Genomic DNA, 10634 nt, shown 5'->3' with positions numbered 1-10634 from the left:
TGTCAATTTTTACAATACATTTGTACTATCCGTGGGTAGCGATCGCACTCCTGCAAGTGCCTTAACAAAAGTTCATACAGTGTCGATTACTTTTGTCCGACTACTTACTACCGTCATAGCTATGTAAAACATTTCCCGCCCAAAAAGATAGAGGTATTATGCAACTAACCAAACTAATTAAGACAAAATTCAATCCTTTTGGCGGGAGCGTAATTTCTATATAATCTAAATTTTTATTCAAAACAACATCGCTGTATTCTGGTTTTTTTACAGCTAAAGTCACCTGGCTTTTAATGCAAGGATTTTCCAATGCTGACAGAGCATCAATTGCCGAATTTAAACGTTTATCCAAACTAGGCTCTGTCATCCATTCTAACCAATCAACTAAAGCCGGACTGAGATTAACAACCTCTTGAAATTGAATCCGAAAATCTTTTTGCGGTAATTCAGTTGGATGTCTACCAGTTACCAAATAAATCAAAGTTGCGCCTAAACTGTAAAGGTCAGAAGCAGGAGTAGCGCGTCCGCCAAATTGTTCTGGCGGCATATAGCCATAAGTTCCCACAACAGTAATCGTACCGCCAAATTTGGCAGCTTGGTTCTGTACGGAACCGAAATCAACTAAATAAACTTGACCGATACTATGACCGGAACGATTATTTAAAATAATATTACTTGGTTTGATATCGCGATGAATTACAGGCGGGTTTTGTTCGTGCAGGTAAATGAGGATTTTTAACAAAGATTTAGCTAATTCTTTAACCTCTGTTTCACTAAAAGTACGACCTGCCTTCAGATGTTCTTCCAATGATTTCCCCTCAACATAACTTTGCACCAATGCAAATCCCTTATTGTCAGATAAATCTATTTCTCTGTAGTCGAGGTAACGGGGAATAGCAGGATGGGAAAGCGCTTTTAAAGTTTCGGCTTCTCGCTCAAACAGCTTTAAATCTTGCCATTCAAAATCATTACCAAGGAATAACAGTTTGATGACCGCCAAATCTTTAGTTTGCCGGTCGCGAGCTAATATTGTTTGTCTTCCTGGCTGTTTCCCTAATAGTCGCAGAACTTCATAGCGTCCTGCCAAGATTTGCTCTGTCATTTTTTTATCCCTCATTCAACTATCTTTTGCTTTAAGTCGTCTACTTTCGCGTTCGTACCATCGAGCAATTGACTTACTAAGGACTCCCATCGATAATCCTGTAATCACCGAAGGCGCAATTATCCAAAAAATGTCTAAGTAAGAAAATCTAGCGAATATAGGACTAAGCATCATTGCCAGAATCTTAGAAAAGCTGGCTACAGTAACAGCCGTGCAGACCAAGCTGCTGACTGCACTCATGACTCGCCTGTGCAGTTTTGGATTGGCAAGCGGGAAGAAAAATAAGCGCGTTAAAATTCCTACTAATATTCCATTTGTAAACCCCACAAACAAGCCAGTCAACCCACCAATGATTCCTCCCAAAAATGTTCCATAACCAGGTATTATCCAAGTGCTATAAATTGCAGCTTGTACTGCTACTGCTAGCGTTCCCATTACAGTGCTGCGCCAGATGGAATTCCAGAATAAATTAATTGTTGATACTGGTTTTATTTGTTTTACTTGGACTGGGTAGCTGTGTCTGCGTTTTTGCTCTTCTAATGCGGACAAAGCTGACTGTGCAGAATTTAAACGACGTTCCCAACTCGGTTCTGTCATCCACTTTAACCAATCAGCAAAAGCGGGACTGATATTGCAGTTTTGCTCAAATTCAATCCGCATATCTTTCTGCGGTAAATCGGCGGGATGTAACCGCGTTAACAAAGCAATTAATGTTGCTCCCAAGCTGTAAAGGTCAGAAGCAGAAACCGCACGTCCGCCAAATTGTTCTGGTGGCATATAGCCGTAGGTTCCTACTACGGTGACAGTTCTACCTTCTTGAGTTGCCAGTGTTTGTACGGAACCGAAATCTACTAAATAAACTTGACCGATACTATTACTAGAACTATCGCCCAATAAAATATTGCTAGGTTTAATATCCCGATGAATAACAGGTGGTTGCCGTCTGTGCAGATAAGTTAAAATTTCTAACAAAGCTTTGGCTAATTGCTTAACTTCTGCTTCGCTGAAAGTTCTTCCTTTCGATAGATGTTCTTCCAGCGATTTGGCTTCGATGTAACTCTGCACTAAAGCGAAACTTTTGCCCGATGCGGTATCGATTTCAAAAGAATCTAAATAGCGAGGGATAGCGGGATGGGAAAGGCTTTGTAGAGTTTCGGCTTCCCGTTCAAATAGTTTGAGGTCATCCCATTCAAAGTCTTTGCTAAAGGTGAGGAGTTTGACGACAACTAACTCTTGAGTGTGTTTGTCACGCGCCAACAGAGTTTGTCGTCCGGCTTGCTTTCCCAGTTGTCGATCGATAATATAGCGATCGGCCAGTATTCGATCGGCCATGCTTTTGTTTCCATCACTAGCCTATAGCGATGAACCATAAACTAGGGACAAGCATATCACACTTCTGGTTCAATTCCAGCAGAGCGCAGCTGCGATCGCAACTGCTCGAGCTTTTCTTCCGCTCGTTCGGCTCTTTGCTGTTCTAATTCGGCTCTTTCCTCTCCTGTTAACAACAAATTCCCTTCACTATTCCACCAACGCAGCCACGGTAATTCTAGATTTTGATAGCGTCCTTGCCAAATTCCCAACTCCACCCCTAAAGGCGTAATCGGATAGTGACCGCGATCGTTTGCTACCACTAACTGATACTCACCCTCCATTAAATGATAAACTTCTACCTGTGCGCGATTGACTTCATAAATTCCGTAAAATGCCGGACGAATAACATTTTCATAAATCCAAAATTTACCGGGTTTAACATTCTCTTGACTATCCTGCATAATAGGCGTTCTATCGCGTTCCTCTGACCCATCGCCCGAAACAAATTCTAAAACAATTAAGGGCGGTATCAGTTCTTGCCACAACACATAAGAACGGCGCACAATGCCGTTGAGAGTTGCCGGTACATTCGGCACATAAAACCAGTCTGGCGCTTCGGCTCCTCGTTCTGGCGGGTCAGTTAAACGCCAATAAATTCCGCAATCTTGACCGATACAATAGCGTCCCTCTGGATGCCTTTCCTGAAGTACTGAGGTAATTGAATCCGTTAGCAAAATGCTTTGAGGATGTTCTTGAAAATTTTTCACAAAGGTTCCGTCTGACTCCGGTAACTGAGTGTGGTCGGGTAAAGTTGTGATAATTGTTGGGTAATTTGTTATGGAAGTCATGATATTTAATATAGTGGCGCAATTGGATAGAAGCTACTAGGTCTTACTTTTACTTCAATAAGCAAATTCGAGCGTATTCTACTTTTCTCGTTTTCTCGTTCCCAGGTTCAACCTGGGAACGAGGTAAGTTACACTCTTATCAAAACAGGCTCCTTCATCTTGCCATTAACTGCACCTGACTCGGATTGAGTAACATAAACTTCGCAAGAATTATTGGGGCTTTCCACCAACTTAACTTTGTGAAGCTGAGCGCCCAATTCCCGAATCGGTTCTTGCAGTAAATCCCGGATGTGAATAGCAATATTTTCTGCTGTAGGAACGACTTCTGCAAAGTAAGGAATATCTTTATTTAAGAAAGTGTGATCGAAAGGCTCAACCACATAATCGTCAACTACCTTTTGCAAAGCTGGTAAATCCACAATCATACCCGTGCGCTGGTCAATTTCTCCTTTCACTGTCACTTCCAAATGGTAATTGTGACCGTGCCCGTTGGGGCGAGCGCACTTACCGTAAATCTCGCAATTTTTTTCGTAGCTGAGGTCAGGACGAGCGAGCCGATGAGCGGCGCTAAAATGAGTGGCAATGCTGAGATAAGCTTCCATTCCGTTTCCTAGATAATCTGCCCAAAGTTCTGGATGTTCAAACAGTTGAATTCGCACTAAGGGTAAGTGAGGAGCTAGCCGCTGCCAAATTACCCGCGCTATGCTTTCTGTAGTCGGTAAAGTCTGCTGAAATTCTGGCCAGACTTCGTTGAGATAGGAAAAGTCCAGTTGGCTGGTAACTTCTCGCTTGATTACGTGCTTCACATCAGATAAGTTCAGCACCATACCGTACTCATCGAGTTCGCCCGCCATATAAACAAACAGGACATAATTATGTCCGTGTCCGGGTGCGCGGGTGGAAGCGCCAAAGCGTTTAATGTTTTCGGCGTCACTCAATTCTGGCAACCAGTACCTATGGCTGGCTGAAAACTGAGCCCGACGATTGATAATACATTTCATGAATTCAGTTGGGAGGAGCGAAGGTGAAATTGTAAAGTTTCGTAACTCTTCTGGTTTTAGAATATACTAATTCCCGGAAAGGGTCTAGGGTTAGGGACTGGGGAAAAGTCAAAATTCCTCCCTCTCCCTCTTCCCTCTTCCCTCTTCCCTCTTCCCTGTTCCCTCTAGCCCCTAACCCCTAATCCCTAACCCCTTTTTTCCTTTTGACTTTTCTTCTTCGCTAAGCTGCAACGCTTCTTAAGGCAGCTTGGGCTTCGCGCCGCAATCTAGCGGCAATTCTAAACATTTCGTGACCTGCGTGCAGATAGCTCTCATCGTAGTTGAAGGTGAAGAACTCTAACTCGTTAATACCATCCCCAACTCGATCGAGACAATAATAAAGACTTGCCGCCACGCTAGCGACTTGGGCGGGATTGGGCATCGAACGAAAATAACGCTGAGCTTGCTCTAAAAAGTCGCGACACTCTTTCAGGTAATCTTGAAAAGCTTCCATAAGTCGATCGTCAAATGGGTCAGCAGAAAGTTCTTCTATACTATCCTCCAGAGAATTGAGAATCCGACAAAGCAGGCGATTCACAGGCTGATAAACTTGGTGCAACCATAGCTCAATTTGCTCGTCAGTATCTCTTGCATTTTTTCGCTGTTTTTGGTATTGTTTTTGCGCTGCTTTAGTACGTTGTTGCCAATCGCCAGCAGCAGTAGCGGAGGGATGGCGTAATTGTCGATCGTATGACTGTCGCTTATGAGGATCGCTAAGTACTTCATAGGCAGCGTTAAGCTCAACGATATGTTCGTGATTGGCTTCTTTGTGCTGGCTATCTGGATGATAAACCTTTGCCAAACGGCGATAAGATTGTTTAATTTCAGCTTGAGTTGCCTGCGGATTGACTTGCAGGGTTTGATAGTGATTGAGATCGGTCATAAAAGTGGTTCGGTAGTGGAAAAATACGATCTTGATAGGTGGATAGCAGTAGCATTGGGAAAGCCGATCGCCTTTGTGCAGGTTCGATCGAGTACCCCACCTATCAAGATCGGATTTCTGAACTACCAGGGTAGCCCAAGCGAAGATAATTTGGGTTCCGGATCTTGGAACAAAGGCGTACTCAAATAGCGCTCTCCAAAGCTGGGTTGAATCATTACGATCAGGCGTCCCTCATTTTCTTTTCGCTGCGCTACGCGAATCGCCGCGCACAGCGCTGCACCGCTAGAAATACCGGATAGCAGACCTTCTTCGCGAGCTAGACGACGCCCGTAGGCGATCGCATCTTCATCGGTGACAGCGATCGTCTCGTCAATTAAATCTACCTTAAGTACTTGGGGAATAAAGCCAGCCCCAATTCCCTGAATTTTGTGCGGCCCTGGTTTTCCACCAGCAAGAACCGGACTGTTAGCAGGTTCGACGGCAATGGCACGAAACGAAGGTTTCCGCTGTTTGATGATTTCCGCCACCCCAGTAATCGTACCGCCCGTACCCACACCAGCTACCAGGATATCCACCTGTCCATCCGTATCTTGCCAAATTTCTTCAGCTGTCGTCTCCCGATGAATTTGCGGGTTAGCCGGATTGCGAAACTGTTGCAACATATAAGCATTCGGAGTTGTGTCCACAATCTCCTGCGCTTTCCGAATTGCACCGCTCATCCCTTCAATTCCAGGAGTCAGTTGCAATTCCGCTCCGTAAGCTCGCAACATTGCCCGTCGTTCGTTGCTCATCGTTTCAGGCATCGCTAATACTAGCCGATAACCCCTAGCCGCAGCAACCATTGCCAGCGCAATTCCCGTATTTCCAGAAGTAGGTTCCACCAAAATCGTTTTACCGGGTGTGATTCGCCCTTCCTCTTCTGCCTTATCGATCATGCTGACGCCAATCCGGTCTTTGACGGAAGATGCTGGGTTCATTCCCTCCAACTTCACCACGATTTGCGCCACACAGCCTTCTGCTTGTGGAATGCGATTTAACTGTACCAGAGGTGTAAGACCGACTAACTCGGTGATGTCATGGGCAATCCGCATATTTTTTAATTACTCGTAAACTGTTTGTGCTTAGCGATCGGTTGTCAGTTGCCAGAGGATTTTATTTTTTTCCCTGACTCCCGACGCCCCAGCCTCTAGCCCTTTTTTTCAGATGTAATACATAATATCTAGCTGACGCCTAGCATCTCGCTTTTCGCGCAGATCTTGGAGTGTATATTTTTGCAAAACGGAATTAGCCGCTTGCAGTCCTTCCTGCCATATTTCTCGCACAACAGCACTTTCTAGCGTTTTGGGGGCAGAATCGCGCTCAGATGGTTGAGAATCCTGTCCTTCCAGACAATAGACCACATCTAAAAGCGTAATTTTCCAAGGTTCCCGACCCAACACGTAGCCTCCTTTCGCTCCCCGTTGGCTACGCACCAAACCGCAGCGCCTCAAAGTAGCCAGTAGCTGTTCTAAATAGCGATCGGGTATATTTTGTTGAGCCGCAATCTGCCGAATTTGCAGCGGTTCGCCACTTTGGTAGTGAATTGTCAGCTCCAAAAGAGCTAGTAGCGCGTATTCACTTTTACACGAGAGTTCCACAGTATATATTGTTTCCAGTTGATGATGTTTCGTTTGAACTTCAGTTGAGATTGAGGTTTGGAACTGATGAGTTATGAGAGATCGCTTTTGAATTAACTACTTCGTTTAGCTCAACGCTCAATTGAGAAAATTGTTTCTATCCCATTGCCGATTGCCCTAATCTTAAATTTTTCTACAACTTGGTATTCCTTCCTCCAGTATACCCCGGTTCTACACTGGAGTTTATCGGTTTAGAAACAAATACTATTTTCCTTCGCTCCCTACAGATATAGGGGCTAGGGGTTAGGGGCTAGGGAAGAGGGGAAAGGGGGAACAGGGAACAGGGAACAGGGAACAGGGAACAGGGAACAGGGAATCGGGAAGAGGGAAAAGAAAAATATTAATTCTTCTGCTCCCCCACTCTCCCACTCCCCCACTCCCCCACTCCCCCATCTCCCTCTCCAAAAAAAAGCCCCGTCTCAAGCGGGGCTGTAGTTTTTTTGTTCTAAGTTAGTTCTAGATTGCCTAGAAGGTGAAGGTCGTCCTGAGCGTACCGATGAAAATATCATCGTTATTCTTGTTCTGGTCGGGAGCCATTAGCCAAATCACACCAGGGGTGACCGAGATATTATCCGACACTTGGAACTTGTAGAATCCTTCCAAGTGCCAGGGGATATCCCGGTTAAACTGAGGATCGGGCCCTGCAACTTCTATGCCTGTCATATAAGGTTCAGCACCAGCAAACAGACCCAAAACGTTACCTTCTTTACCCAAGTTAGGAAGGGCAATACCAAGTCCGTAACTCCATATTTGTGCAGTACCACGACGGATGAGGGTAGCATCGGTCAGCGAAGCCCAGCCGCTGATGGAGAAATTCTTACTGAGTCGAAAAGCTGCTTGGGCTCCGTAGGAGTTCGTCACCACAGGAGTTGTGGTGCCATTGGTGGACGTGCCCAGAAGCGTAGATGGTAAGTTAGCCAGAGTTGTACCTACAAGGCGACCCCCCGCACCTGCACCGCTCTCGAAGATGTCGCTGCCGGTGTTGTGGTAACCGTGGACGTAGGTTACAGCCAAGCCCAAGCGATCGCTTAGACTAAAGTTCAACTGTGCCAAAGCCGCGTAGTTACCGTCCAACAAGCCGTTCGTATCGATCGGGCTATTGGCGCTGGTAGGAGCGTTACCGGGGCGATTTATACCCGAACCGCCTGCCAGATACCCCACAGTTAGCGAACTTGGTTTGAAAAAGCTACCGCCGCGTCCAAAAGCAAAGCTGATACCACCACCAGCACCACCACCAATCCGATAGATCGGACTCATTTGTGCAAAGGTAGAGATAGCGCCATTACCGCCATCCCCATCGTAAAAGTACGGATGGGAAACGTCAGCGTAGTCGTTGTGAAGTCCGCCAACAGCAGCTACGTAAGCTCGCGAGTTCCCAAATATAGGGAATTCGTATGCCAACCAATCTAAAACGATATTGTTGTTGCCAGTGCTACCAGCCAAAAATTGCAGAGTACCTTCAGCGCTATTGCGAGAGTACACTGCGTCCGAACCGATAAAATCCCGGCCTGGTAAGCTATTAAACGCAACGGCGTTACCTGCTGCCAAACGGGTATGCAGGATATCTTTACCTGTGAAGCTGGTTTGAAATTCTAAACGTACCCTGTCTTGAAAGACTGTATTGTTGGCATCGTCAACACCCTCACCGATATTGCCACCGCCAAAAATATCCGATATGGCAAAAATCGCTTCTCCTCTCAGCTTTGTGGTGGTGGAGAACTGCTGCGCTTCCAGTTTAGCCGTGCGTGCTTCCAGAGCATCTACGCGACCGCGCAAAGTAGCCAATTCTGCGGCAAACTCTTCTTGCAACCGTTGCAGAGCGGCTAAATCCTCTCTAGTCACGCCTTGAGGTAGGGCGGCAATTAATTCTTGAATCCGATTCAAACAGGCATTTAATCCGGCAGCAAACTCGTAGCGAGTCAGGGCGCGGTTGCCGCGATAAGTGCGATCGGGATAACCTTCAATACAGCCATAGCGTTCAACCAGCGATTGCAGGGCTTGGAAAGCCCAGTCAGTCGGTTGTACGTCGCGCAACTGGGAAACAGAAGTAACTTGACCGACTGTTTCTGCGTTACCTGTGCCTTCGCTACCGTACTGGATAATTTGGTCTAGCGTTCTTTCACTGTTGGGTGCTGCTTGAGCTACCCTGATCTCCGACAAGTTGGCAGATACCGGTGCAGGAGAAGATATTTTATCGGCAACTGTTTTCTGCTGCGATTTAGTTGCAGGCTGTGTGGCTGCTTCTAGCTTAGATGCAACTGACTTTTGCTGTAGAGTGTGAGCTTCAGCCAAAGGTTGCTCAGAAGGCTGTTCGACTTTAACAGCATTTGTCGATAATGCTGCTGCCTCTTCTTCTACTGTCTGTGAAGCTATATGTTGCAGCCCATCTATCCCAAGCAGCGCAGCGGCAACTGGCTGCGCTTCAGGGCTTTGAGTTACAGCAGCTGGAGTTTGAGCTACTTCTGGGGTTGTTTTGCTTTCAGTCGCCATTGCTGAAGAGCCAAGTAGGAGGGTTGCCCCCAAAATTGCCGGACTAAACAGCACAGACTTCCACAACGTGTTAGACATTTTTCCTCTTCTCACACCACTTAACAGAGAATCTACACATTCGTGTGACATACTTCCATCTCCTCACTCTGCTCTTTGGCAGACAGACAGCAAGCGGAAGTTTTGCGTAATTTAGATTTTACGTCGGCAGATACAACTCATTCGCTTGTGGCCATCAGAGGGACAGCCTCGTTGCGTCTTCGTTGCATCAGTTTTACGCCTGCCCTGCCCGGACGACCGACGGGTATTCCCAACACAATCGTACTACGGGATACCTTGATGCTGGGCTTTTATTCCCGATTTTACTATTTGCGTATAATGAGTTTAACCAGTCGTCGGGTATACCCTTACTTATGAGAACGGCGACTGGCAATTAAATTAACTATAGATTAACAAAATTAAAGCTGCTTTCGCCCATCGATCTGCCTGTTTTTGTTCGCCTATGGGATTTTTGTGGTATAAGTCTTGGTTTCAAATGGGATCTAACAACTGCTATGTCCTGAAATATTACCCTAAAAAACTATCCGCTCTCACCAATAGTGACGGATTAAAAATTTGCCACTATTTAGAGTGAGAGCGGTCTAGCGGGTCTTCAGATTGTAACTTGACTGCCGGGAGGAACTTTGACCTGCCCAGCAGGTGCAGTTATCTCATTTCGCTATGGAAACAAAGGTAACTGCTAGAGAACAGCCCCGGCGCACAGCCAGTTAACTACAACCTGATGACCCATGCTTTTACTACTATCTTGCATAGGCATCACCTCCTTGTTGCCTGAACGGTCTTTATTCAAACAGGCAGCTTTTTAGCTGTCGGTGTTGTTCACCTTTTGATAAGGTATCACACTGGCAGAAAAAAATGTGGACTTTAATAAAAAAATCCCTGCCAGTAGATGGGCAGGGTTTTTTTTATATGTTTGCAGACCTAAGCCGCCAATATGGGCTGGGCTATGTACTACAGAGCGTTACCGCGAGGCAGTACTTCTTCAGGGAATACAAAGTGTTCGTGAGGTTGATCGGCAGGAGACATCCAAGCGCGAATTCCCTCGTTGAGCAGAATGTTCTTGGTATAGAAAGTTTCAAATTCTGGGTCTTCTGCCGCCCGCAATTCTTGGGATACGAAATCGTATGCCCGCAGGTTGAGGGCTAAGCCGACAATGCCCACGGCGCTCATCCACAAGCCGGTCACGGGGACGAACAGCATGAAGAAGTGCAGCCAGCGCTTGTTGGA

At 46.1% G+C, this 10634-nt stretch carries 8 protein-coding genes and 2 pseudogenes; 1 reads left to right on the top strand and 9 read right to left on the bottom strand.

The window, feature by feature from the left end:
- Nucleotides 1-154: 154 nt before the first annotated feature.
- From H6G03_RS35730 to H6G03_RS35695, 8 genes and pseudogenes are all read right to left on the bottom strand, one after another.
- Nucleotides 155-1102, bottom strand: a pseudogene (locus H6G03_RS35730) (serine/threonine protein kinase); the annotation flags it as partial.
- A 15-nt stretch (nucleotides 1103-1117) separates the two neighbouring features.
- A complete protein-coding gene (locus tag H6G03_RS35725; protein WP_190475425.1) occupies nucleotides 1118-2434 on the bottom strand; it encodes a serine/threonine protein kinase in 1317 nt (438 codons plus the stop codon).
- Nucleotides 2435-2490: 56 nt separating this feature from the next.
- Entirely contained in the window at nucleotides 2491-3261 is a 771-nt protein-coding gene (locus tag H6G03_RS35720) for a Uma2 family endonuclease (RefSeq protein WP_190475423.1), read from the bottom strand.
- Between the two features lie 128 nt (nucleotides 3262-3389).
- A complete protein-coding gene (locus tag H6G03_RS35715) occupies nucleotides 3390-4262 on the bottom strand; it encodes a 6-pyruvoyl trahydropterin synthase family protein (RefSeq protein WP_190475421.1) in 873 nt (290 codons plus the stop codon).
- 220 nt (nucleotides 4263-4482) lie between these two features.
- Nucleotides 4483-5184, bottom strand: a complete 702-nt coding sequence (locus H6G03_RS35710; RefSeq protein ID WP_190475419.1) for a J domain-containing protein — start codon at nucleotides 5182-5184, stop codon at nucleotides 4483-4485.
- A gap of 122 nt (nucleotides 5185-5306) precedes the next feature.
- On the bottom strand, nucleotides 5307-6275 hold the full coding sequence (gene cysK, locus H6G03_RS35705; protein ID WP_190475415.1) for a cysteine synthase A: 969 nt from the start codon (nucleotides 6273-6275) through the stop codon (nucleotides 5307-5309).
- 108 nt (nucleotides 6276-6383) lie between these two features.
- Entirely contained in the window at nucleotides 6384-6821 is a 438-nt protein-coding gene (locus tag H6G03_RS35700) for an Rrf2 family transcriptional regulator (protein ID WP_190475414.1), read from the bottom strand.
- A gap of 504 nt (nucleotides 6822-7325) precedes the next feature.
- Complete coding sequence (locus tag H6G03_RS35695; protein ID WP_190475429.1) at nucleotides 7326-9428, bottom strand: iron uptake porin; 2103 nt, start codon at nucleotides 9426-9428, stop codon at nucleotides 7326-7328.
- A gap of 75 nt (nucleotides 9429-9503) precedes the next feature.
- On the opposite strand from H6G03_RS35695, the gene H6G03_RS35690 reads away from it, so the two are divergent.
- Entirely contained in the window at nucleotides 9504-9764 is a 261-nt protein-coding gene (locus H6G03_RS35690; protein ID WP_190475412.1) for a hypothetical protein, read from the top strand.
- Between the two features lie 594 nt (nucleotides 9765-10358).
- Here H6G03_RS35690 and H6G03_RS35685 read toward each other — a convergent pair.
- Nucleotides 10359-10634 (bottom strand): annotated as a pseudogene (locus tag H6G03_RS35685) (photosystem II D2 protein (photosystem q(a) protein)); the annotation flags it as partial.

This window comes from Aerosakkonema funiforme FACHB-1375 (assembly GCF_014696265.1).
Classification (GTDB): domain Bacteria; phylum Cyanobacteriota; class Cyanobacteriia; order Cyanobacteriales; family Aerosakkonemataceae; genus Aerosakkonema; species Aerosakkonema funiforme_A.
Note: the sequence above shows the minus strand (reverse complement) of the source record. Positions and strands in the feature narration are given on the sequence as shown.

What these genes read in the sequence shown, in the direction of transcription:
- H6G03_RS35725 (WP_190475425.1), bottom strand. Translation starts at nt 2,434, where the DNA reads ATGGCCGATCGAATACTGGCCGATCGCTATATTATCGATCGACAACTG.
- H6G03_RS35720 (WP_190475423.1), bottom strand. Translation starts at nt 3,261, where the DNA reads ATGACTTCCATAACAAATTACCCAACAATTATCACAACTTTACCCGAC.
- H6G03_RS35715 (WP_190475421.1), bottom strand. Translation starts at nt 4,262, where the DNA reads ATGAAATGTATTATCAATCGTCGGGCTCAGTTTTCAGCCAGCCATAGG.
- H6G03_RS35710 (WP_190475419.1), bottom strand. Translation starts at nt 5,184, where the DNA reads ATGACCGATCTCAATCACTATCAAACCCTGCAAGTCAATCCGCAGGCA.
- cysK (WP_190475415.1), bottom strand. Translation starts at nt 6,275, where the DNA reads ATGCGGATTGCCCATGACATCACCGAGTTAGTCGGTCTTACACCTCTG.
- H6G03_RS35695 (WP_190475429.1), bottom strand. Translation starts at nt 9,428, where the DNA reads ATGTCTAACACGTTGTGGAAGTCTGTGCTGTTTAGTCCGGCAATTTTG.